Here is a 25,272-nt window from a genome sequence, read left to right as displayed (position 1 = left end):
TAAATTGAAAACGAGACCAAATATCATTTAAATAAAACTAATATAGAACTTATATGGTTATAAAATTAAAAATAAAGTTCTGCCAGTTTTTTCATGGCAATGGCCGGACTTGCCAAAATAGGTATCCGTTTTTCTTCGGCGCTTAAACCATCTACTACTCTTGCCATTGAAGCCTGCGCCAAAACGATTACATCAACTTCCTTCATTAATTCTTTTAGTGCGTTAGCTACCATTTCGTCATGTTTTTCAGTGTCTCCACTCATTAGTGCTTCAAAAGCACCCACACATAATTTAGAGGAAATCGCTACACTTTTGCCTGCCAGTTCAGCCCTTCTTCTCACCAGGTCGCTGGTTGGCTCTAATGTAGTTGGCAAAGTAGCAATCACACCTATTTTATTACTAATCTGTACTGCTTCATCCGCCATTGCCTGATCTACACGAATTACCGGAACGTTACTCAATGTTGCAGCGGTTTCAATCGCTACACCAATAGACGAGCAGGTTACCAAAATTACATCCGCACCTGCAGATTCGGCAAGTTTAACGTGGCTCACCACTCTGGAAGCCGTATTGGGCATTAATTTTCCTTTTTTGATTACATCTTTTATCAGACTGTCATCGACTATGTTGAATGTTTCAATTCCCTCTAAAAACTCATTGCTTAATTGCTGAAACAACGGAACCAATGTTGCTGATGTATGTACGAAACCTAAAACTTTTGTGCTCATAATTTTTCTCCTTTTAATACTTTTATAAAATAATCGGCGGTACCTACTTGTCCACCTTTAAAATTCATTTCTATTCTATTAACCCATTCATTGTCCGAAACGGCCTTGCAAAGCGGTGCTCCGGGAGCTATTGGCGCAATCATTTCCAATGCCAGAATATCCAGTTCGGATGCGGCGTAACTGGATGTGTCCCCACCTGCAAAAAGGATTCTTTTTATTTTGACAGCCTTTAGCACTTCTTTGGTTATTTTTCCTAAAACGCTTCCGTAAACCGTACTGCATTGTTTCTGAATATTATTTGCTGAAACTCCTTTCGCTGTAAAATACGTTTCGGTTTCTCGAATACGTTGATCGTTTGGACCTGTACTTGTATGCAAAATGGTGCTTTTACCCTGATTGAAATTCTCAATAATTTGAGCAACCGTATTTTTTATAATTGCTTCCTGATTCTGAATATCGACAGCCTTACTTTCTAATGGAATTTCGACAAATCCATTTTTGAGGGCATATTCAATTTGGCTGGATGTTACCGGAGAACAGCTTCCCGATAAAACGAGTATGGGCGAAACCTCTCCCGGAGATTCAAATACTATTTCTTTTCCTATAATTTTTTCGTCCTTCCAATCTAATCCCAAAGCCATTTCGATTCCGGATGAACCTACTGAAAACAATGTTTTGTCAGTTGTCAATTGGTTAAAAACACTTCCAATGGTTTTGAGATGTTCCAAATTGAAACCGTCAAAAAACAGAATTTCGGCATTGTTGCTTTCTACCGCTTCGAGAACTGCTGATGTGCCTTTTTCGATTGTTGTTAAATTGACAAGATTGATGGATTTCTCCGTTTGTTTTGCCAGATGCAAAGTCAAATCGCCTTCCAAAGCGGGTGTAACAGGATGTTTGCTCATGGATGGATGTCGGTCGATACGATAAATTTCGCCGTTTCCGATCGTTCCCATTCGGGCAAACAGATTTCCGAAAACACAAAATCTCCCTAAATGTGGTGCTGATGGTGAAACCAAAACCGTTTTCTGATTGAAAACTTCGCTTCCGATTTCGATTGCTTTTCCGATGTTTCCTACGTGTGGTGCCGAATCGAAAGTGGAACAGACTTTATAATGAAAGTGATTTGGGGCAAAACTTTTCAGATTCTCAAAAGCACTATAAAGTTCTGTTTCCATTTCCGACGGTGACATCGATCGGCTTTTTCCGGCCAGACCTATGGCCTGAATTCCCGGAAAGCGATCCAGGTCTTTTTGTTCCGGTTTTCGAAGAAAGAGAACGGTTTTCACTCCGGCCAGCGTCAGGAATTCCAGGGCATCCGTAGAGCCTGTGAAGTCGTCGCCATAATAGACCAATAGCAATTTATCGTTCTTCATTATTTCGAAAATTTCTTTACCGACTCGGCAAATTCCGGATATTTCAAAGCCGTTTCTTCCACAGACAAACCGTCAACGGCTCCTGTCCAGGCTTGCTGTAATGCATTTACTCCGGCTTTTGGGCCCATTGGATGTGCCAAAATTCCGCCACCTGCCATATACAGCAAATCGGTGGTTTGGGTTCTTCGGTAGGTTTCTACGGCTTGTCCGCCCCATTGCCCCGAAGACACTACAGGTAATATTTTGTATCCGCCTAAAAAGGGTTTCAAACAGGATTTTATCGAGGTTACCACCGAATCATCCGATTCCCAAAATTTATTCTGGATTCCGTTAACGTGCAGTTGATCGACTCCTGCCAGACGTTGAATTTTTTGATAAGCCGGAAATTCAATTCCCAACAACGGATGTCGGTTCAGCATTCCCCAGCCGTTTCTGTGTCCGTGAATCACGAGTTCGCCCTGATCACAGATTTTCTTTGTTCCGGAAAGTCCCACACTGTTAATGCTGATCATCGCACAGCTTCCTTTTTCCTTTTTAATCAAATCGTATTTTCGTTGCATTTCGTCAATTTCATCACTGATATTGAACGCATACATTACCTTTTTACCTGTTTTTTGTTCGTTGTCACGAATCACTTTCATAATCGCTTTTACCCTTTCATCAAAGGGCGAATTAGCAGCAGACCCCATCAATTCGTCATCTTTGATAAAATCGATTCCGGCATCAATCAGGGATTTTACCAAAGTAGCGGTTTCCTCCACACTCATTCCGATGCTCGGTTTTATAATGGTTCCAATCATCGGCCTGTCGGTTACGCCACAGGATAATTTCGAGCCTTTGATTCCGAATTTTGGTCCTTTGAAATGATTTTGAAAAGAATCCGGCACTTCAAAATCCATTAGTTTTAAACCCGTAAATTGCGTGATTTCATATAAATTCCCTTGTAAAGTGCTAATCAAAACCGGCAGATTATAACCAAAGTTTTCAATCGACCAACTTACTTTTACTCTTGCTTTCTGGTATTTTTTTCCGGGAATACTTCCTCCTGGAATGGACGGTTCGTCTGCCAAATCCAATAACTGAATATCCTCAACACGTGCTGCAAAACGTTTTTTCAATTCTTCGGTTTCGCCCGGCACAGACACAAAAGTTCCCGAGGACTGCTCACCCGCCAAAACCGCTGAAGCCTGTTCTACATCATAAGGGGTTTCGATAAGATATTCTGCAAAAACTCTTTCCATTCTAATCTAATTTTTTTAAGAAATTCTAAATAAATGAATTTATAGGGAGTAAGTGTCCTGCTGTGTACTGTATTAAGGATTTATTTTGAAGATAAGTGAATAACCTGAATCCGATTTTTAATTTCAGGAGCAGAAAGATGAGGCACTATCAGTGAGCATTGTCCCGCTCTTCGTTACAAATCTTGTATGCCGAACCCCGGCACACAAGGGTTTCCACTGCGATCGGGGCTAGAAAACAACATTTTGCCTTTTTGTAATGATTCAAAAAAACAAAACAAGCAAGAATCAAATAGTAAACATCACAAACAAATCAAATGGAAAAACAATTCTTTCCTGTTGCGTTTGAATTCGTATATTCGGCCTTTATTTTGAAAAAAGAAAATGATTGCAAAATTGAATGAAAAAAAATCCTATCCATGGATTGTTGTGGGATTGTTGTGGTTTGTTGCTTTATTGAATTATTTAGACAGACAAATGCTTTCCACTATGAAGTCAGCCATGATGGATGACATTCCTGAATTGGCTAAAGCTGAAAATTTTGGTCTCCTAATGGCTATTTTCCTTTGGATCTATGCGCTTATGAGCCCTGTTTCCGGAATTATAGCGGATCGGTTTAACCGAAAAAGAATCATCATAGGAAGTCTTTTTATATGGTCTGGAGTTACCATGGCGATGGGTTATGCCACCACTTTCAATCAGATTTATATTTTGCGTGGCATTATGGGTTTTAGTGAAGCTTTTTATATTCCGGCAGCATTATCCTTAATTGCAGATTACCATCAGGAAAAAACACGCTCTTTTGCTATTGCCATTCATACCACCGGAATTTATTTAGGACAGGCACTGGGCGGTTTTGGAGCTACTGTTTCTAAGCATTTTTCCTGGCATTTCAGCTTTCACTCGGTAGGCTTACTTGGTGTACTTTACAGTTTAGTGCTGCTCTTTTTTCTGCAGGAAAAGAAAACGTATTTTTTTGATCCTGCAAAAAAGTCATCTACAATCTCTGAATTCAGACAGATGTTTAAAGGATTGGGAATGTTATTTGGTAATATTTCCTTTTGGGTTTTACTCTTTTATTTCGCTTCACCCAGTTTACCGGGCTGGGCGGCCAAAAACTGGTTACCCACCTTATTTACCGAAACGTTACATTTAGATATGGCTCTGGCAGGACCCATTGCAACGGTTACCATTTCGATGTCTTCCTTTTTTGGCGTTTTAATTGGTGGTGCCATTTCAGACAGATGGGTGATGAAACATCTTAAAGGAAGAATTTACACCAGCGCTATCGGATTGTTCCTTACCATTCCGGCATTGTTTTTATTTGGCTACTGCTGCGACACAGCAGCTATTGTTTTTGGTGCTATTCTTTTTGGCCTTGGATTCGGAATATACGACACCAACAATATGCCTATTCTTTGTCAGTTTGTTGCGCCTCGCTACCGTGCTACCGGATATGGAATTATGAATTTTGTCGGTATTTCAGCTGGGGCTGTGATCACCGAGTTTTTAGGAAAAGCCGCTGATAATGGTGGAATGCGGCACGTTTTTGTACTGCTGTTATTTGTAGTTGTGAGTGCTATCGTTTTACAATTGGTTAGTTTGCATCCAAAGACTATTGATATGACAGAGGGGGATGAGGTTTGAGGGTATAAGTACCTAAGAACTGCTCAGTGATTTTTGACGAATTGCAGTTTCAGTCCAAAATATACTTAACTGAGCCATTCTGAATCACGTTTGCTCAGTTCTGATTCAGAAATGAATTTCCCAAATTGAATATCTTCTTCACTCATTAATAACATTTCTATTTGTTCTAATGATAAAGAAATAATTTCTTCAGGTTGTGTTGTATTAAAAATAATATTTATTGTTTTATCAAGTTGATCACGTTTTTCTGTTCCGATTTCTCCGTAATGTTTCGTTTTAAATTGGTCGAGTGTTTTGATATTATTTTTAGATTTCATACAATTCTCTTATTATTTTAGTTCCTTTTTCAATTTCGTTATTAAAAAACATATATATCATAGCAAAATATTATCAAAAACTATTCTCGTGGGAGATTTTAAATACGTTAATGAATTTTCGAAATCAAGATTACCTGAAAATATAACAATTTCATTTCCAACTTTATTAGATGTAGATTGAGATATATTGAACATGTAGATAGAATAATCTTGATAAAGATTTTTTATAAAATCATTATTGTCATATGACAAAATAAAGTCTTTATCAAACGAAAAGAGAAATTCAAAAAGTTCTTTATGATCCTTTTCTTTATAAAAATTAAGATATAATTCAGAACCTTTTTTAAAATAAGGCGGATCTAAATATATAAATACTGATTCTAAGTTTTCAAGAGTTCTTAAAAAATCTAATGCATCTAAATTAGTGAAATTAATTACGTCACGTTTTGATGCAATCAATTTGATTTTATCAATTAACTTAGTTTTATTAAATCTTGCATCAATCTTATATTTTCCATCTTGACTTTTTCCCCCAATAACTCCTCCTTTAATTACCCCTGAAATATTACATCTGTTTAAAAAAAAAGTTGCTTTTGCTATTTCTAATTGAGCGTATTCTGAAGGATTAATAAGAACTTGTTTGTAATGAAACCAATTTTCCATATCAATTGTTAAGTTCTGAATCCAATCACAAAATTCATCTGTTTGATTTAATATTGTTGTCCAAAAAGAATAAATAAAATAATCAAAGTCATTCAAATAAATCTCATTCACAACTTCTTCGAAGAGAAGTTTTAAAGCAAGTCCACAACCTCCTGCATAAGGCTCAGCATAAATAGTATTTGTATAGCCATTTTCTTTAATTAGATTAGAAACAAAAGGAAACAAAGTATTCTTCCCTCCTGGGTATCTGAGCGGTGAATAAAAAAAGCTTTTTTTTTGAATCTCCAACAAAGTTTTATTTTTTAAATTTCTCTACAAATTTATCAAATTCAATTATAAATTCTTCGTAAATAGTTTTAGAGCCTGTTTAAATTTTATTCAATAAATGTTTAATAGCTGCTAATTTGACTACGTTTTCAGCAGAATCAATTAATAGTTCATAATTTCTGCATAATCTTCTATCGTTGTCAAACCATGCAAATGTTCTCTCTACCACCCATCTTTTGTGTGTAGGCTTGAAGCCTGATTTTTTATCATCCGACCTCATAACTACTTGAATTATATAGCCAAAATTGTTTTTAATTTGTTCTATAATTTCACCTCTATAGCCTCCATCGGCAAGGATAACTTTTACAGAACAAAGTAAATCCTTTAGGGTTCTGATCAATAAAAATACTGCTTTGCTATCATGAATACTCGCTACCGTTACCATAATGGCTAATAAAAAGCCATTTTTATCAACGACAACGTGTCGTTTTATACCTTTTATTTTTTTATTTCCATCAAAACTTTTTAAAGAACGATTATTTCCCCAACGAACGCTTTGGCTATCCATTATTCCTAAACTGGGTTCTGCATTTTGTCCTTTTTTACTACGGACTCCTTCTCTTAACTTCGAAAGCAATAAATCAAAATAATCTAAATCTGCCCATTTTGAATAGTAATAATAAACAAGCTGCCATTTTGGAAAATTACTAGGTAGCATTCGCCACTGACAACCACTCTTAATAAGGTAGTTGATCGCATTCCAGATGAAACGCAAGCTGTGTTTACGTTTTCTATCACCTAATTCTAATGTTTTTTTTATAAATTGCCACTGAGTTTCTGTTAAATCGGTTGGATACATCTTATTTGTAGTTTGGTAGCACAAAAAGAATAATTCCAATCGGTTTCTTTAACTCATAAAGACTTTTTTTTTACATTTTTAAACAGGCTCTTATTCTTTTGAATCCAAATATTTATAATTCTACTACAACTATTGTTACTTCCCCAATAATCTTTTTGCTTATTAAACCATGTTTTTGCTTTTTGTCTATCTACTCGGATATCAGTGATTGAGAATTCATGAAAACATAATTGCTTAGTATAATCTTGAAATAAATTGTTCCAAATTGGAGATGCTTCTGATTCTTCATAAAGCATTTCAGCAAGTAATCTTTCCGGAGAATTATTTCCAGGTAATAGTAGTATATTTTTAAAATTTTTTATAACTTTTATATTGTTAGGTTCATTTCTAACATCACCGTCTAAACAAATTATACTTTGAGGAAAATTAAATCCCGGAATTTTTTTTCTAACAAGTTCTATATAGTTAGAACATCCCATTGTACATTGAAGAAAATTTAATTGTGCTTTTTTTGCTTTAATTAGACCTTTAAAAAAAATCTCTCCTTCTTTGTCTTCTGTAAAAGTATTGATTTTTGTATCCTCCTTTTTAGTGGATAAACTCACATTTAATCTATTTTGTATAAAATTAAATGAAGGACTGTCAATGACCTTTATTTTTGTATCAAACTTTTGAAGATAAATAACCTTGATTAATTTTGCTTGTTTAGGCTCTTGCTGAATTGAGCAAGCTGTTTCTAATAAATTTAAAGAGTGTGTGGTAAAAATGATTTGTATACTGTATTTAGAAGAAAATTTTCGTAAGTACTCTAATAATTTTATTTGGGAAGCTGGATATAAAGTAGTGTCAATTTCATCAATGACAAGAATTCCTTTTGAATACTCAGTAGGATATTTTTCTTTTAATCTTTTAAAAGATAAGATTGCTAAAAGTATTTTCCCAAGATTATCCTGACCTGCGGAATTCATATTCCAGTCATAATACTTCGTATTAACTCCTATTGTATTTTTTTGTTTACTCTCTAAATAATTAAACTCATCTATTTCTAAATCTGGAATTATTAAAATTTTGTTATGCCATTCGTTTAAAAGTTTAATTTCGTCAACTGTTAAGAAAATATTATTACTTTGAGCCAATGCATTATCTTCACCAATAGGAAATAATCTTGATAGACTAAGATATATTACAGGATATTGTAAATAGCCAGAACCTTTTGAGCGATCTCCTTTTTTCCAAAATCTAATTTCTTGTGTTTTAGCGTCTCTTACAATGCTTTCAACAGTAAACTCTGGATTTTCAGAATCATTTGTAGACAATGTCCATGAATGAGTTTTAGGTTTATCAAAAGATTTTGATAATTTAAATTTTTCAGAAAATGAAGATTTGTAATTTCCTCCGCATAATGGTTTTTCATTAGAAAGAGGGTTTGTTTTATCTGTTATTGAAAAAGGTTGACTCAATAAGCCTAAAATTGTAGTTTTTTGAGTTCCATTTTGTCCAGCAATAAGTGTGATACTTTCGCCGAGTTCAAATTCAATATCTTCAAAACCTCTAAATTTTTCAACATGTATTTTACTTATTAGCATACTTAGTTTTTATATTGATTTAATAAATATTTGTCTACAACCTATTATCAAAATTTAATTAAAAAAAATTACTAAGGAGAGTGTTTTTGATTATATGCAAACATTTTAATTTACGAATATAACGCAATTTTTATTACAAATAAACAAACCTAAAAATAACCCTAAATTTCCTTATGAAACTACTCTCCGTATAAGGGATGGAAATGGCATCCTTTTCTTTTCCTTCTTTAGGAAAAAAAAAGATATAATGGACAGCCTCCCGATAGCCATCGGGACAAGCATACCCAAATAATAAAAATCAGATGAAAGTTGTTTTCAATAAAAAAGGCTGTCCTTTCAGACAACCTTAGAATTATTTTAGATATTTATTTTGTTCTTTTAATTTTTGCCAGATTCTGTCTGGTGTCAAAAACATCGGCAATCATTATTAGTTTTTGTTTAGAATCTATGGTGTAAATGATTTTATAATTCTCGCAAATCAAATATCGATATTCATTTTCTCTGTCGAGCAATAATTCTTCCACTTGGGTAATCTCAGGATGCGAAAGAATTTTATTGGGTTCCAGAATGATTTTCTCAATTATATTTTTTGCGACTTGTAAACTTGCATTCTCAATATAATATTCAAAAATTTTGTCTAATTCAGTTTCTGCAAAATCGAACCAAATAATTTTAAATTTCATTATTTATATTTTGATAAAAGCTCATCACTAGTCTTGAATTTACCATTTTTAAAGTCATTTTCGGATTGATCAATTCTTGAATTTAACTCCGCAACAGACATCGGTTCGGCTTTCTTTTGCATTTTCTTTTTCAGCAAATTTTCGAACTGAGACACTAATTCTTCACTTTGAAGTTTTAGAAACTCCTGTACAAATTCAATTTTTCTAGTTTGCAAATCCATGGCATCATATTTTATTCAAAAATACAAAATTATTTTCCTGAAATACTTAGAGCCTGTTTAGATTTTATCTAATTGCTTTTTACGGCTTATTTTCCGTTATATTTCGTTAAATTTACTCAAAAATAAGTCTATTATTCTTTCAAAATTTGCCTCATCTATCGAAAAATAATCTCATAAAATCTAAATATTTAAATTTTAAACAGGCTCTTAATCTACTTTTATTTCTATCGCTGAGCCAGTAATTCCATTTCCTGTAAAAGCTTTTAACTGAATATCTTTTTTCTTTCCGTTCGACTGAATAATCGCAATGCATTTACCATTAAACAATTTACAAGAATTCGCTTTAAAAGAATCTAAATTCGCCTGATAGCCGTTATCAACACCCACTAATTTTCCTCCATCTGTCACTTCAAAATTGATTAGGTCATTAGCATTTGGCAGAAGATTTCCGTCTTTATCAACAATAGAAACGGTTACGTAAACCAAATCGTAAGTATCGTTTTTGATGGCAGTTTTATTGGCTTTCAAATCAATTTTGGAAGCTGCTCCGGCAGTGTGGATTTCTTTTTCCAACACTACTTTTCCGTCTTTTCTGGAAATGGCTTTTATCGTTCCGGGTTCGTATTTTACTCGCCAGGAGATATGCAGATCGTCATTTTGTCTGGATTTTTTGCCCAATGATTTTCCGTTGAGGAACAATTCTACTTCATCGGCATTGTTGTAATACGCCCAAACATCGACTTCCTGATCTTTTTGCCAGTTCCAGTGCGGGAAAAGATGCAACACGGGTTTAGTCGTCCATTCACTTTGGTACATATAATACACATCTTTTGGAAGTCCCGCCAAATCGATAATCCCGAAATAAGAACTTCTTGCCGGATACGGATACGGATCGGGCTCGCCAATATAATCGAATCCTGTCCAGATGAAAGTGCCCGCTATGAAATCCTGTTTTTTGATGGTTTTCCAGTTTTCTTCATGCGTAGCACCCCAATAGGATTTCACCTGATCGTAAGCCGAAACCGTCCAGTCTGCATTGCCGTCAAATGCAGCGCCGTGTTTAGTCGGCCATGCTTTAATTCCGTCAGGAAAATCATAATGACCACGGGTTTCGAGTGCCGAAACACTTTCGGAAGCTATTATTTTCTGCCCATTAAATTTGACTGGAAAATCTTTATAATCTTCGTGTTTGTAATTGAATCCCAATAAATCCAAAGCACCCGACTGGTAAATGAAATTTTTCTCGATTACATTTTCGGTTAAAGCCGAAGTAACGGGACGGGTCTTGTCGAGCGATTTTACAATTTGAGCCAGTTCTCTGGTAATCGCAATTCCGGTACTGTCAAATTGTTCACGTATTTCGTTTCCGATGCTCCACATCATCACCGATGGATAGTTGCGGTCGCGTTTGATAAAATCTTCCAAGTCCTGTTTATGCCACACATCCCAGTCTTTGTGGTAATCGTTGGTCACTTTTTTCTTTTTCCAGACATCGGTAAACTCATCCTGAACGATAAAACCCATTTCGTCACACAGTTGCATCATTTCCAATGAGTGCGGATTGTGTGCCATTCGGATGGCATTACAACCCATTTCTTTCAGTAAGGTCAGTTTTCTGCGAAGGGCGTGAATGTTTTCTACCGCTCCCAAAGCGCCGTTGTCGTGATGCAGGCAAACACCTAATATTTTAGTAGGAACACCGTTTAACGAAAATCCTTTTTCAGCATCAAAATTAAAATAGCGGAAACCAAGCGGAGTTTCGTAATTGTCGATTAGTTTCGATTTCTCATAAATTTTGGTTATGACTTTGTACAAATACGGATTTTCGGTATTCCATAATTTTGGCTGATTCAAAGCCAGATTGTGAATCTTTTTTGCCGATGTTTTGGCTCCTATTTTTTCTGTAGAAGTGGTATTCGCAACTTCAACATTGTCAGCATTGACGATAGAAGTCACAAGTTTGAATTCTTTTTCGGAAGCATTTTCGTTATCGATATCCACTTCCAGATGAATGGTTGCTTTGTCTTTGGAAACTTCAGGTGTGGTTACATACGTTCCCCATTTCGCCACATGCAATTTCTCCGAAGCCACCAATCGCACGTTTCTATAAATTCCCGAACCCGTGTACCATCTGGAATTGGGCTGTGCATCGTTATCAACTTTTACAGCGATGATATTCTGCTTTCCGAAATTCAAAAATTGTGATAATTCATAAGCGAAAGAAATATAACCGTTCGGTCTCATCCCTAAAGAATGGCCATTTATGAATACTTCGCTGTTTTTGAAAACACCGTCAAATTCAACTGAAACGGTTTTGTTTTTCCAATTCGCAGGAACGGTAAATGTTTTGCGGTACCAGCCTTTTCCAGCCGGCAAAAATCCCTGTGCCTGTTTTGTTTTACTGTCTTTATCGAAAGCCCCTTCAATACTCCAATCGTGAGGCAATTGCAGAGTTCTCCAATCCGAAGCATTGAAATTAGCATTTACCGCTTCTGGATAATCTCCCAATTTGAAGTTCCAGTTTTTGTTGAAATCTTCGACAATTCTGGCTTGTTTTTGTGCGAAAACTGACACCGAAAACAATAAGGCAATTGTAATTTTTTTTAAAATCATATTCTTTAGGTTTCTCTCGCAAAGGCGCAGAGACGCAGAGAAATTTAAACCATATAAGTAATATAAGATAATTTAAGTTTGCCTTACTTGAACTTATATTACTTATATGGTTAAGAAAAAACTTTGCGCTTTTGCGACTTTGCGAGATTAATTTTTTATTTACTGAAATTCAAAATTATCCAACATTAATCCCTTCAAATCATCACCTTCCAATGTTATTTTATACGTTCCTGCATTGATGTAACCACCGGAAGTTGTATTCAGGACTTTCCATTTTTCTGTTGCGGATGGAAACTCGATGGTGTCATTTCGCATCATAATTCCGTAGGCATCCTCCATTTTGAATTTGACTTTTAACGGGACTTCATTTTGGTTCATAAAACGAAAACGCATCAGGTAAATTCCTGCAACTCCGGGTTTTACTTCAAACTGAATGCTGTTGTTTGTTTTTTCCTTGAATTCGATATAATCCGCTTTTTTGAAATTTCCTTTTTCGATTCCGGTTCCGGTTGTTTTAGCGGTTTCGGCTTCCAAAAGCACCACGGGTCTTGAATCGTCTTTTTCGCCCATATCGTAAGTTGGAACGACTACAATTGTACTATTTTCAAAACCAACTTTTTCTCCTTTTTTAACTTTTTTATGGAAAACCGAAAATTCCACTTTATCTGAATTTTTAGCTGTTTCTGTCAATCTTTTGTAACCCGAAATAGAATCTTTTGATTGGGTAAACAAATAGATTTCTGAATCTTCTTTGGTTGTGAATGAACCAGAAACTTTAGAATTAGATGACAATTGCAAATAATCGGCAGCAAATAATTCAGAAGGTAATTTTATAAAAACCACATCAGAATCTGAATATTGTGTAGAATTGATATCTAACCATGAACCTATTTTGGTTTCTGAATTACCAACAACATTTTGAATATTTCGAGGCGATGCCGAGACTCCTTTTATTGTTTTATCTTTAGTTGCAATCGCAATCGCTGAAATGATCGCCTGACTCGCTTTTACATTTGGGAATGAAATAATGATTTTTCCATTTATACTTTTTACAGCGAACGTTTTCTTTAATGCCGAATCGTGTCCGACTTCAGACCAAATATCCAAATCTTTCAAAACTACATTGTCATTAATGGCTACGTCAAACAAACGCCATCCTTTGCAATCCAATCCGCCACCGGTTCCGTACCAGGGTTCTGTGAAATACAATTCTACCAAATATTCTCCATCGGGAGCTGGGAATTCGTAACGCAATTTGTCGATTCCGTATCTGAAAGTTTGAAATAATTTCCAGTCTTTTGTTCCTGAAATGGGATCGAAAGTGCTTCTTTGGCTGGCATAAAAATCAGGCAATTGTTTGAAATTATCCGTCCAAGACAAAGAACCCCAGGTGTTTTCTCCGCTTTTGTGAACGTCTGCCTGCCATAAATTCCCGAAAGAATCGGTGATCTCGCTTCCGCCACTGTTGACTCTGTAAATGTAATTGTAATTTTTTTGAGGCTGTAAAAGCGTTTCTTTTTTAGTTTCTAATGTGTTGAAATTTGGTGCTTTTGGCAAACTGTTCAATACGATATAATCTTTGGCAACTGCTTTTCCGTTTACGTATCCTACGGCATACAAAACGTTATATTGAATATTGACATTATTCCATTGAAAATGCTGTCCCAATCCCGGATTTTTCAATTTTCCGAAAGATGATTTATTGATATCATTGAACAATTCTACCTCATCACAATTCGAATACACATCGATTCCGTTTTTGATTCCCGGTGCATCCCAACGATTCGGCCAGGTGTGCGAAACGATATACACCATCGGATTGGTTTTGTTCGAAACATAATTGGCGCGGTACATATAATAGGCATCCAGAGGTTCGCCCCAAATACTGAAAAGTCCTTTGTAATTGACTGGTCCAACTTTATCTATATCACGAAATCCTTCACCGTTTTGCACGCGTCCCGGATTTTCGTGCGAAGCAAAAAGCCAATTGAATTGCCCTGCGATTTTATCTTTTACCGATTCGGCTTCGCGGACTTTGATCTCCATTAATTGGGAGAAACGATTTTCGCTCAAAATTCCTTTTTGATCGAATTCACCTTCGGTGTGGAGATCGTGTGAACGCCAGGCTCCATATTCTCCGTTTAATAATTGCGTACTCATTTCGACATCATAATTAAACGGATCGCCACCATAGGTTCCCGACCAGTTTTGTACTACATTCCAATCGGTTCCTTCACCTCCGTTGCAGGTGGTTACGATGCGTTGCGAAGCTGACATTGGATCCATTTCGCGGATGATTTGGGTACATTCTTCGGCAAATGCTGCCGGAATGGTGCTTTCGTTTTGCAATCCCCACATTACGACAGACGCATTATTTCGGCGTTCTTTGATCCATTCGCGTAATAAAGTTTTGAAATTCTCTTTGAATTCGGGTGTGTCATACCAAATATGTGCGGAGAACTGACTCCAGAACAGGATTCCATTTTCATCCAGCTCTTTTTGGTATTCTAAATTATGAGGCTGGTGCGCTTCGCGGAAAGCATTAAAACCGCCCGCTTTAATCTGTTCGACTCTGGAATGGATTTGCTCCTTCGAAAACGAATGACTGTTTCCAATTAAGTGTTCGTATTCGCAGGTTCCGTTAACAAATAAAGGCTCATCATTAATATAAAAACGGTTGTCTTTTCCGTCACGACTCACCGGCCAGCTTACCCAACGGATTCCGTATGGTGTTTTTAGTTCGTCTATTTTTTTCCCGTTTTCAAAAATTGCAGTCACCAATTGATATAAATACGGATTGCTTGGCGACCATAAATAGGGTTTTGAAATCTCTGGAAGTGTTTGTGCTATTTGTTTTGTTTCCCCTGAAGTGTTTTTGATATCAGTTTTTACACTAACCACTTTCTTTCCGTTTTGATCAAAAAGCGTGTTTTCGATAGTTAGGTTTCGGTTTGAAGTTCCGTAGTTTTTGATTTCGGTCGTAATATTCAGAACAGCTTTTTCTTTGGAAGTGGTTTTGTCATTCCAAATATGAACGCCGAAAGGTTCTATGCGAACTTCATCTGTAATGACTAAAGTTACAGGTCTGAAAATACCCATTGGCTGAGAGCCTTCTGAAAATCCCCATTCTCCGGAACAACCGCCACAAACCCAAGGCAAGTCGGCAATGAAGGATGGATGCGATGCTTTGACAATTATATCATTTTCTTTTTCGAAAGAAATAGCTTTTGTAATATCGACCGTAAATGTGGTTCTCCCGCCTTTGTGTTCGCCCACTTTTTGTCCGTTTACCCAAACTGTAGCATAGGAACTAACTCCTTCAAAAAAAAGGAATAGTCTTTTAGAACTGTCTTTTTTGTCTAATTGCAGTGTTTTATGATACCAGGCGGTCCCGTGTAAATTGCCGTGCTTGGTTCTTAGAAAACCGTAATACTGATCCCAGTTGTGGGGTACGTTTACTTTTTGCCATTGTGCATTGACTTTTGGATTTTGCACAAAAGTTTCTTCCTTTTCCGGAAGCTGGTTCAAAACAATGGTTTCCCAGGAGGAATTCAGCGAAACTTCTTTACGAAACTTCGCCTTCTCCTTGCTGCTTTGACTCCATGCAAAGCAAGCACCTACAAAAAAACAAAAAATAAAAAAAACTATTTTCTTCATACTTTTTAACCCTTTTTTTACCATATAAGTGATATAAGGTCATTTAAGTTTCATTGCTGAAATTATTCTTTACTATCCTGCAAGGTTTCTAAAACCTTGTAGGTTTGCTTTTAATCTAAATACCTACAAGGTCAAAAAAGACCTTGCAGGAAATAAATATCTTATCAACTCTGGTTTGCGTGAGGGATAGAGGCGGTATCCTTTTATGTAGCGGTAGCGAAATAAAAGATAAAGTCGAAAGCCCGACCCGTAGGGACACGCCCAAAATATCATCAAAATATTTTTTATTTCTCACGCAGATTTAGCAGATATTGCAGATTTAATTTGATCTGTTAAATCAGCAAAATCTGCGTGAAATATTTTTTCTTTTAATAAAACAACCAGTCTACCGCACCTTTTTCGCCTTCGTCGATGTAACCGACATCACGGGTTGTAATGGTTTGATCAGCGTCGATAAAGCCTAAAATCAGAACTCTTCCTTTGCCTAAATCAAGTTTGTTTTCACCAGGCTGGAAGGTGTAGGTGTGAATGTTGATTCTTGGTAATTCTTTTAAATTCATGGCACTTGCCAAAATAACCTCAGCTTGTCCATGTGCATTTCCGGCTGCATCGGTTTCTAAACTTGGCGGGAATAAAAATCTTTTCTGATCGGAATTGAAATACCCTACCACCAGTTTTACGGCTTTGGTGTTTTTGAATTTCAGGTGTGTTCCGTTTTCGTTTTGTGCAGTTTCCTCAAATGCAATTCCTTTTAAGTTTTGCAGTTCCGGAGCTATTTTTGTCAGTTCCGAAATTGGCGTTCCGTACACTTTTGTTCCGTTTTTGACTGGGTAAGTTCCTTTGCTTTCACTTAGTAAAGTTACCTCAGCGGTTTTCCACGGCTTGCCTTCTTTGGTTACGATTTTACCATCTTTGGATGATTTTAAAAGATCGAGATTTCGCTTGAAATTCGCCAATTCTCTTTCGTAATGTGGCAATAATTCGGCCCAGGTTTTGTTGTTTCCATCGTCTCCGCCAATTGGGATTCGGCGTTGTGCGGTCTGCATACTGTTGGCATACAAGTAATGATTTTTGGTTAGATTTACCAATAATTCGTAATGTTTGATGCTCTCTTCAAGATGCGGAAGCGCTTTATCCAGGTCTGAAATTTCGTTGGAATAGCTATAACGCAAGACCAAAATCGCAGCTTTTACTTTCTCCGAAAAGAAATCGGCGAAGGCTTTGTAAGCGTGCATATCGTTTTTAAGACGCAGGAATTCTTCTTTGTCTTTCGTAACTTTTGGTTCTGCTTTGTCGATGGCTTCAACAGCCAGTTTTCCGTGTTGCGTAATTTCGGCAATAATTTGCGTCGGCAATTCGCCTACGTGTGGTTCTTTGTTCCATTCTTTTTTGGCGTATTCCAAAAGCAATTCGCCAACTGGTCCGCACGATTCGTGGAATCCAGGGTAAACTCTCCATTTAGCTGGATTTACCAATTGACTTTCGAACATTCCTAATAACAAAGTCTGACGATTTCCTTCGGTGATTCCGAAACGTCTCAAGGTTTTTGGGGCAATTTCTCCGGCTTCTTCATAAGCTTTCAGAATATTGTTAGCACCTTCGGTATCGGTTCCGAATTTATCTGCCAATTGCTTGTCCCAATATTGAATTTCAGCCGTTCTGTCTCTCTTGCTTTCCCATGCATATCTCGCCCAGGCTTTGTACCAAATCCAGTCACGATCCATTTCCAGTAATCGTTTATCGGTTTTATCAGCCGTGTAAGGCCAGTCCCAATAAGATGCCTGTGGATATAAGTGAAGCGCGTTGGCACCGTGAGCGGTGTGCATCGCTTTAACCGTTTTGTGAATAAAGTCAGGTGAACCGTATCTAAATGGTTCTAAGTTTGCCAAAATATGTACGTTTGAAATGTGAACCGAATTCAGCGAACTCAATTTTTTGTGAATTTCTCCCCAAGGTCCGCGTGGTGTATAAGTCGTCAGGGACTCGCCATTGTATTTGTGCATCGTGTATAAATTTTTATACAACGGAAGCGATTTTTCCATTACCAACGGTGCATCCGTATCGTGCGCACGAAGGATAATTGGCGGTTCCTGTGTTTTTCCTAAAGCTTTTAATCCGTCCTGAACGCCCGGAATAATCGTTTTGGTAAACCATTCTACGTCATCTTCAACCGTATTAATGGCTTCACCCAAACAAACCAACAATCCTACATTTGGATATTTTTCGATAAAAGCGGTGATTGATTTTTTAGTGTAATCGGCAATTTCTGGTGTGATTGGACGTGAACGATCCTGTGTTTTAATGTTGTAATGCTCAGCAAATGGCTTGGAAACAAGAATATTATAAAACATCTGAATCACCCAGATTCCCCTTTTATTCGCTTCTACAGTCAGATAATTATAAATTTCTTCGTTCTTTTTGAAATCTTCTTCGCTTACTTCCACAGCAAAAGGATAATCTTTTAGTTTTACCAACGAAGCAAATGGATGTCCGTTCCATAAATACAGGGAATTTAGTCGGTTTTCGACCATCATATCCAGGTACTTTGTCCATAGTTTTTTGTCGTAAAACCATGGAAAAGATTCGGGCGTGTATGGATATTCGTAAACGTCTCTTCCCGGAAGATAAACCGGTTTTTGTACTCCGATACAAGATCCTCTCAAGACCATTTCGGGACTGTCTTCGATATTGATTTCGGATGGAATTTCGCCTGAAGTTTTGATTCGGTCTGCCAATTCCAAGGCGCCATACAAAGCTCCGGTTGCATCGGTTCCTTCAATGAAAATTGTGTTTTTTTTCGTGCGGATTTGAAAGCCTTCTTTCTTGGTTAACTGGCTGTCGTCTATTTTATCGGTTTTGGTGTTTTGTTTCCAAAAATCAGTTCCTTTTTCGCCAATGACAATTACTTTGTCTTTTGATTTTTTAGGTACTTTGTCTGTAAAAACTACTTTAAGTCCTTTTGCTGATACTGTTTCTGATAGTTTTTCGGCTCCATATTGTGCTCTAGGTGCTTTCGCATCACGAACGATGGTGATGTTTTGCGCAGATGCAAAAGTGACACTTAATCCTAAAAAAAGTAAACTTAGATATTTCATTGTATTGTTATTTTTTTGACCACAAATTGCGCAAATTTTCGCAAATTATAATCGTATTTGTTTTGTCACAGATTAAAAAATCTGTTAAGAATCTGCTTGAATCTTTTTAAATCTGCGTGCTAATTTTTCTCACACAGATTCTGCAGATTTAGCAGTTTTTTTATTTTAATTCTGAAAAATTTTCTTCAAGTAAGCAACGTTGGCTCCGTAATTGGCTTTTACGTTATGTACCTGCGTAACATCGCGTGAACGTTCTACGATTAACCAGCCGCTCCATTTCATTTCGTCCAGTGCCTTTTTGATTTTTGGCATATCGACATTGGTATTATTTTCCAGCCAGACACCATCTGTTGTCGAAGCGTGAATCTGAGCTAGGTGTTTTTTGCCTAGAATCTTTAATTCGGTTGCGATATCTCTTCCGTTATCTACGGCATTCGCAAAGTTGAAAGAACTTTTAATGTGTTTACAGCCAATTTCTTCCAATAGTTTATTCTCTTCAGTCGCATTCAGTGAAGTTTCAATAGCAATTACGCCACCTATTTTACCAACTTGTTTTCCAGCCCATTTTAATCTTTCGATAATGATCGGACGTAATTCTGGATTTTTAGTCAAATCGCTTTCGGTACCCAAAGGCAGATAAGCGACTTTCACCTTCATATTTTTCATCGCTGCCACACAATCGTTAATCATGAGATTAATCGAATCTCTTTTTGCAAAGGATTGCGCATAGAATCCGGACATGGCGATGGAACTGATTCCGACACCCGTTTCTTTGGATTTATCCAGGAATTTTTGTCTTTCAATCGGATCGCCTAATTTGCTGTCGAAGGTTGGTCTTTTCCCCAAACCGCCCATATCGAGTTCGATTCCGTCTGCTTTTATTTCGCTGGCCAAACCAAAAGCACCGAGTTTTTGTCTTTTTAAAATCATCCAGTCGCAAACTGCCACTTTGTAGCGTTGCTTTTTTGATGATTGAGCAGAAACTTCGCTGTTGAATGTTCCTGCAAAAACAATTGTCAGAACTACCACAGTAGCTTTAATGAAACTTATATTATTCTTCATAATTATTTTTTTTACCATATAAGACATATAAGAGACATATAAGTTAGCTTATTTAGAAAAAGCTTAAATGAAACTTATATGACTTATATGGTTTAAACTATTTACTCTTCTTCCGCCTTAACAGCTTTCACTTCAACACCTTCTTGTCCAGGCCAGATTCCGTTTTTGATTGGAATTGCTTTTAATTTACTTGGATCAACTTTTACATATTTCAGTTTTTGTCTTCTCCAGGTATACACGATATGCACCATTCCGTCTGAACTTTGAATGATAGAAGGATAAGAATACTGGCTGATTTTTGAATCTTCCAAAACCAAAGCCGCATTCCAATTGATCCCGTCATCAGAGATAGAAAGATTTAAAGGTGTTCTTGGTCCTTTGGTTTCATTCCCCGGAGGCAGCACATGGTTGTAAACTAATAAATGTTTTCCGTTTTTAAGCGTTACAGCATCAGTTCCTGAGTTATTGTTTGGCAATCCAATCAATTCTAAATCCGACCAGGTTTTTCCGTTGTCTTTTGAAAATGTGCTGAAAATGGCTCTGTTTTTCGTTCTTCCAATTGCCTGAATACTCCCGTCTTTATGGAACAAAATACTTGGCTGAATAGCATTAATCTTTTGTTTACCTCTTGAAATGGTATCGCCCAGAACCCAGGTTTTTCCAAAATCCGGAGTGGATTCCATACGCAAATGCCAGCCATTTCCTTCTGTACTTGAAGGAAGCAATAAGGTTCCGTTGCTCAATAAAACCGGTTTATTTTTGATGGGTCCCAGAAAATCTTTACTTGGCATATCAATTTTATCAGACCAGGTTTTTCCGCCATCAGCAGAAGTTCTGTAAACGCCCCACCATTCAGATGGCTTTGGTCCGATTTTATAAAACAACATCAAGTCGCCACCCGGAATTTGGTACAAAACCGGATTCCACGTTGGAAATCTTGTTCCGTCTGGCATCACACCATCGGCTACCTTAATAGGATCGCCCCATTTATCGCTTCCTTTTGGTTTTATAGCTGAATAAATACACACATCAGGATGTCTTTCGTGGCTTCCACCAAACCAGGCCGAAACCAAATCTCCATTGGTTGCTTCCACAATGGTTACGGAATGGCAAGACGGATAAGGTGCTTTCTCATAAATGAATTCATCTACTAAAATCCCTTCTTTCCATGTCTTTTTTTGCAAAGCAGATTTACAGCTTCCCAAAAGCAGCAGTCCCAAAAAGGCTATAGATATGTGTTTGAGTTTCATTATTTATTTTTTAAATATTTATGATATTTATTTTCAATGCATTATGCAATATTCAAATGCAAAAATTTATTAAGTGTAAAAATAACACTAAATAATCAGATAAGCATCCTGTACTGTCCCGAATTATGCTATTGAAGCTTTAGATTTACTGTATAACAACCCGATTCTAAAGTCACGACTATGTTGTTGTTTTCTGTTTTATAAGAAGAAGAAAATTGAGACAGTTTTTGCTTGTTTACCGTTACCGAAGTACCATTCGTTGTTGGCAAATATACCACAGCCGATGAATTGGCGGGAATGGTAATTTTCCATTCTAAAGTTTTTTTGGTTTTCTTCCAATCACTTTTAATTAATCCGTAAATCGATTCGTAAGATGCATTTACATACGTCAATCCCGCATTGAAATCCGGTTTCATAATGATTTGTTTGAAACCCGGAGTTTCAGGATTACTCTTGATGCCTGCCATATTTTCGTAGTACCAGATTAGTAAATCACCCAAAAGCATTACGTGATTTTGTGAATTCATTGATGGGTCTGCAGTATTTCCGTTCCATAATTCCCAAATCGTTGTGGCACCGTTTTCGACCATAAAACCCCAGCTTGGATACGTTTTATTTGAGGCTAATTTGAAAGCCAAATCGCCTCTTCCGAAATTCGTCAACGTACGCATCAAAAATTGTGTTCCGATAACTCCTGTGCTAATATGACCGTTTTTAGTTACCTCCACTTCATGAACCATATTTTGAAAAACCTTATCGATTAGGTTTTCAGGAACCAGACCAAAAGCCAAAGGCAATACGTTTGCTGTTACCGTATTATTGGCGTAGTAGTTTTTCTCCGTATTTAAAAATTTGGCGTTGAATGCTTTTTTGATTCTTGCTGTCAAATCATCATAATGAGTAATATCAGATTCTGCATTTGCGATTTTAGCAAACTTTTTCATTATGCCCAAAAGCTGATAATAAAACGCACTCGACAGCAATTGTCCATCGGTTAAACGCGCTGGATCTTTGGAACGAATCAATTCCAATGATTCCGGCGGAACACACCAATCGCCGTATTTGTCCTTGTCCATTAAATCATCTTTCAGATAATTTTCTTCCATATACACCATCCATTTTTTCATAGACGGGTATTGTTTTTTAATCACTTCTTTATCCCCAAATTGTTGGTACAGCATATCGCCCACAGTAATATACGTCCCTGGCCAGGTCACATTATCACCATAATAACGCCAAAATGCCGGTGCCACATCTGGCAATCCTCCATCCTGGGTTTGGGAGTATTTAATATCATCAAGCCATTTGGCATACAAAGTCTGGTTGTCGAATAAAAAACTTTCGCCATAAGCACCCGTTGTTCTATCTCCCAACCAAGGCTGACGCTCGTTGCGCTGTGGACAGTCAATTGGCATTCCTTTGTAATTTCCGCTGATTCCCCACCACGCATTTTTGAAAATCTGGTTCATCGTCGCATTCGAAGATTCGAAAGTTCCGGTCGTTTTGATATCGTCATAGACCACTTTCCCAACGAAATTATCCAAAGTAGGTTTGGTCGGAAAACCCGAAATTTCTACAAATCGAAAACCATGAAATGTAAAACGAGGTTCCCAGATTTCTTCGCCTTCACCTTTTAAAGTATAAACATCCGTAGTTTTTGCATCACGCAAATTGGCAATATACAGCGAACCATCCCCTTGTAAAGATTCGGCAAACTTCATCGTGATCTGGTCACCGCTTTTGCCTTTTACTTTCAGTTGCAACCAGCCTACCATATTCTGACCCATATCCAAAATATATGTTCCTTTGGCAGTCGCTTTGATCGAAATTGGTTTTACCTCGCCCATTATTTTCATATTCGGCGTCATTTGCGCTTCATAAAAACCGCCCGGTTCCTGCACGTATCTGGCATTTATCCAAGATTTATCATCAAAATTGGTCGTAGCCCAACCTTTCATTTCCTTGCGGGCATCGTATTCTTCGCCGTCATATTCGTTGTTCGACAAAATTGGTCCGTCGGTAGTTAATTTCCAACTGTCGTCTGTTCGGATGATGTCTTTAGTTCCATCGGTATATTCGACAAACAATTGCAAAGCCATTTTCGGGAAACCAAAAGATTTGATTTTATACGGCTTGTAATCTTGACGCATCGCAAAAAAACGTCCGTTTCCTAAAATCGTTCCCAACATATTTTTGCCTTCTTTCAGTTGCGAAGTCACATCAAAAACATTGTATTTTACGTTTTTGGTGTAATCCGTCGGAACGGGTGCCAAAACCTGATCGCCAATTTTATTTCCGTTAATGTACAGCTCATACAAGCCCATTCCCATAATATATACCTTGGCGGATTTGACTTGTTTTTTCAGATTGATTTCTTTTCGCAAATAACGCGCGGATAATCTCGAATACTGGGAAACACTATCGTCTTTCGACAATTTTTCATAGCCAATCCAGCGTGTCGATTTCCAGTCGGCATACGTTAAAATCCCAATACTGAAATGGGCCATTGTAGCCGATTTGATTTCACCTTTATTGGTAAAAACGGTTACTTTCCAAAACGCATTTTGTCGGTCTCCCAACTTTTTTCCGTTGTAGATAATATTAACCGATTCGTTGCTTGTTACTTTTCCGCTATCCCATAAATCGGCTTTGTTCGCATTCAGGTTTTCCAAAGTCGAAGCGACCGTAATTTGATAGGCCATTTGTTTTACATCATTCACATCCGACTTTATCTGCCAGCTCAAACGAGGCTGAACGACATCAATTCCTTCCGGATTGTTCAGCATTTCACATTGCAGATTGGTAACACTGATTTTGTTTTGGGCTTGCGCCAAAGAAAAACAGAGTGATGCAATGAGGATTAAGGTATGTAGAAATGATTTTTTCATAATTTTATTTTTTGCCACAGATTTAAAAGCTTCTCTTGGATTAAAGAAAATAAACTTTTACTATTTGTCGATATGGTGACATTAATAGATTTATTTTCAACTTCCTTGTATATTTTCCAAACTAATTCTGATTGATTTGGATAAATATCTTTTTTATCAATATTAATTAGTTCTTTTATTTGAGGTATTAGCTCTTTTTTAATATCATAACTAACCATTATATTTTTATCAAGTCTTTTTTGAAACTCTCTATTTTTTTCTAAATTCTCCTGATATTCATCATTAATTTCTCTAGCTTGCGGAGTATCTAACTCATCCCAAGGGGAATGTTGATATTGAGTAGCTATTATAAAAAATTTCTTTAACGCTTCTTCAAGAGGAAGTAAATCATAACTATTATTTATAAAAAGTCCATCTTGAGCAACTATACGGATATTGTTATAAGTATTATAAATATCAAGAAAATTCTCATTATGTTCAATTAAAAAAACTTCTAAAATATTTATATCAAACATCTTATCAAAATGCTCAATCAAAGAATCATAATCATAATCATCACCTTCCTCACTGTAGGACTCAAACATTTCAGTTGATAATTGTTTATATTTTTTAAAACTTTCAAAAACTTTATCAATACTGATTAAATCTAAATTAGTTTTATCTAAATAGAACAAACTAAATCTATCGAGCAATTCATCATTTTTACATTCATATTTAGCTATATCAAAATCTTCAATTGCAAAATATAATGCTTTTTTTATATCTAATGTAAAATCGATATAAGGAGTAGGTGCTCCATAATGTTGCAAATAACTCCAAAAAGATAATTTTGAAGGAGCGATTTTAAAAAGTTCAAAATATTTTTTTATTAACGGCTCTCTTCTAACTCTTGAGATATAATTACTTATACTAAAATTATCTACATTGTTTAAAATATTTTGTCTTTGTAAAGAAGTATATATTTTATACGTAGCACTACTTATTCCTCTATAAATCCCTTTAGATTCTCTATGAGAATTAAAAAACAAATTAAATTCGTCAATTGTATTAATCTGAATTATTTGAAAATGTTCTTTTTTTTCTTGTAATGTCTTGTAAACAGGTAGTTGCATAAATATCTCA

The 25,272-nt window shown here is 36.5% G+C and carries 17 protein-coding genes; 1 reads left to right on the top strand and 16 read right to left on the bottom strand.

What is annotated here, in order from left to right; all coding sequences use genetic code 11:
• Window positions 1–65: 65 nt before the first annotated feature.
• Genes ACNC7R_RS02830 through ACNC7R_RS02820 form a run of 3 tightly spaced genes read right to left on the bottom strand, consistent with a single transcriptional unit; the run spans window position 66 to window position 3,345 of the window.
• A complete protein-coding gene (locus tag ACNC7R_RS02830; RefSeq protein ID WP_417939502.1) occupies window positions 66–728 on the bottom strand; it encodes an aspartate/glutamate racemase family protein in 663 nt (220 codons plus the stop codon).
• Window positions 725–2,104, bottom strand: coding sequence for a four-carbon acid sugar kinase family protein (locus tag ACNC7R_RS02825; protein ID WP_417939501.1), 1,380 nt, complete (start codon window positions 2,102–2,104; stop codon window positions 725–727). The genes ACNC7R_RS02830 and ACNC7R_RS02825 overlap by 4 nt, the downstream gene beginning before the upstream one ends.
• Window positions 2,104–3,345: a ribulose-bisphosphate carboxylase large subunit family protein gene (locus ACNC7R_RS02820; RefSeq protein ID WP_110305482.1), complete on the bottom strand. Its 1,242-nt coding sequence runs from the start codon at window positions 3,343–3,345 to the stop codon at window positions 2,104–2,106. Before ACNC7R_RS02820 ends, ACNC7R_RS02825 begins: the two co-directional genes overlap by 1 nt.
• A 381-nt stretch (window positions 3,346–3,726) precedes the next feature.
• Between ACNC7R_RS02820 and ACNC7R_RS02815 the strand changes: the two genes are divergently transcribed.
• A complete protein-coding gene (locus tag ACNC7R_RS02815) occupies window positions 3,727–4,989 on the top strand; it encodes an MFS transporter (protein WP_417939500.1) in 1,263 nt (420 codons plus the stop codon).
• 65 nt (window positions 4,990–5,054) lie between these two features.
• On the opposite strand, the gene ACNC7R_RS02810 is transcribed toward ACNC7R_RS02815, so the two are convergent.
• The 13 genes from ACNC7R_RS02810 to ACNC7R_RS02750 all read right to left on the bottom strand — a co-directional run bounded on the left by ACNC7R_RS02810 (window position 5,055) and on the right by ACNC7R_RS02750 (window position 25,262).
• Entirely contained in the window at window positions 5,055–5,306 is a 252-nt protein-coding gene (locus ACNC7R_RS02810) for a hypothetical protein (protein ID WP_417939499.1), read from the bottom strand.
• A 57-nt stretch (window positions 5,307–5,363) separates the two neighbouring features.
• Complete coding sequence (locus ACNC7R_RS02805) at window positions 5,364–6,260, bottom strand: DNA adenine methylase (protein ID WP_417939498.1); 897 nt, start codon at window positions 6,258–6,260, stop codon at window positions 5,364–5,366.
• 76 nt (window positions 6,261–6,336) lie between these two features.
• On the bottom strand, window positions 6,337–7,095 hold the full coding sequence (locus ACNC7R_RS02800) for an IS5 family transposase (protein WP_417939497.1): 759 nt from the start codon (window positions 7,093–7,095) through the stop codon (window positions 6,337–6,339).
• Between the two features lie 53 nt (window positions 7,096–7,148).
• On the bottom strand, window positions 7,149–8,681 hold the full coding sequence (locus tag ACNC7R_RS02795; RefSeq protein ID WP_417939496.1) for an ATP-dependent nuclease: 1,533 nt from the start codon (window positions 8,679–8,681) through the stop codon (window positions 7,149–7,151).
• Window positions 8,682–9,046: 365 nt separating this feature from the next.
• Window positions 9,047–9,364 carry a type II toxin-antitoxin system RelE/ParE family toxin gene (locus tag ACNC7R_RS02790; protein ID WP_417939495.1) on the bottom strand — a complete coding sequence of 106 codons (318 nt, stop codon included), beginning with the start codon at window positions 9,362–9,364 and terminating at the stop codon, window positions 9,047–9,049.
• Window positions 9,364–9,585: a hypothetical protein gene (locus ACNC7R_RS02785; RefSeq protein WP_417939494.1), complete on the bottom strand. Its 222-nt coding sequence runs from the start codon at window positions 9,583–9,585 to the stop codon at window positions 9,364–9,366. The genes ACNC7R_RS02790 and ACNC7R_RS02785 overlap by 1 nt, the downstream gene beginning before the upstream one ends.
• A gap of 207 nt (window positions 9,586–9,792) precedes the next feature.
• Entirely contained in the window at window positions 9,793–12,198 is a 2,406-nt protein-coding gene (locus ACNC7R_RS02780; protein ID WP_417939493.1) for a sugar-binding domain-containing protein, read from the bottom strand.
• Between the two features lie 159 nt (window positions 12,199–12,357).
• Window positions 12,358–15,855, bottom strand: a complete 3,498-nt coding sequence (locus ACNC7R_RS02775; protein ID WP_417939492.1) for a malectin domain-containing carbohydrate-binding protein — start codon at window positions 15,853–15,855, stop codon at window positions 12,358–12,360.
• A gap of 368 nt (window positions 15,856–16,223) precedes the next feature.
• Window positions 16,224–18,950 carry a glycoside hydrolase family 20 zincin-like fold domain-containing protein gene (locus ACNC7R_RS02770; protein WP_417939491.1) on the bottom strand — a complete coding sequence of 909 codons (2,727 nt, stop codon included), beginning with the start codon at window positions 18,948–18,950 and terminating at the stop codon, window positions 16,224–16,226.
• Window positions 18,951–19,115: 165 nt separating this feature from the next.
• Window positions 19,116–20,012: a sugar phosphate isomerase/epimerase family protein gene (locus tag ACNC7R_RS02765; protein ID WP_417939490.1), complete on the bottom strand. Its 897-nt coding sequence runs from the start codon at window positions 20,010–20,012 to the stop codon at window positions 19,116–19,118.
• A 101-nt stretch (window positions 20,013–20,113) separates the two neighbouring features.
• Entirely contained in the window at window positions 20,114–21,262 is a 1,149-nt protein-coding gene (locus tag ACNC7R_RS02760) for a sialidase family protein (RefSeq protein WP_417939489.1), read from the bottom strand.
• A gap of 128 nt (window positions 21,263–21,390) precedes the next feature.
• Window positions 21,391–24,150 carry a glycoside hydrolase family 78 protein gene (locus ACNC7R_RS02755; protein WP_417939488.1) on the bottom strand — a complete coding sequence of 920 codons (2,760 nt, stop codon included), beginning with the start codon at window positions 24,148–24,150 and terminating at the stop codon, window positions 21,391–21,393.
• Window positions 24,147–25,262: an FRG domain-containing protein gene (locus ACNC7R_RS02750; protein WP_417939487.1), complete on the bottom strand. Its 1,116-nt coding sequence runs from the start codon at window positions 25,260–25,262 to the stop codon at window positions 24,147–24,149. Before ACNC7R_RS02750 ends, ACNC7R_RS02755 begins: the two co-directional genes overlap by 4 nt.
• Between the last annotated feature and the right edge of the window lie 10 nt (window positions 25,263–25,272).

Origin of the sequence: Flavobacterium adiutor, assembly GCF_048282555.1 — a bacterium.
In the GTDB taxonomy this organism is placed as follows: domain Bacteria; phylum Bacteroidota; class Bacteroidia; order Flavobacteriales; family Flavobacteriaceae; genus Flavobacterium.
The sequence above is the reverse complement of the archived record's forward strand: the minus strand, read 5'-3'. Positions and strand labels throughout refer to the sequence as shown.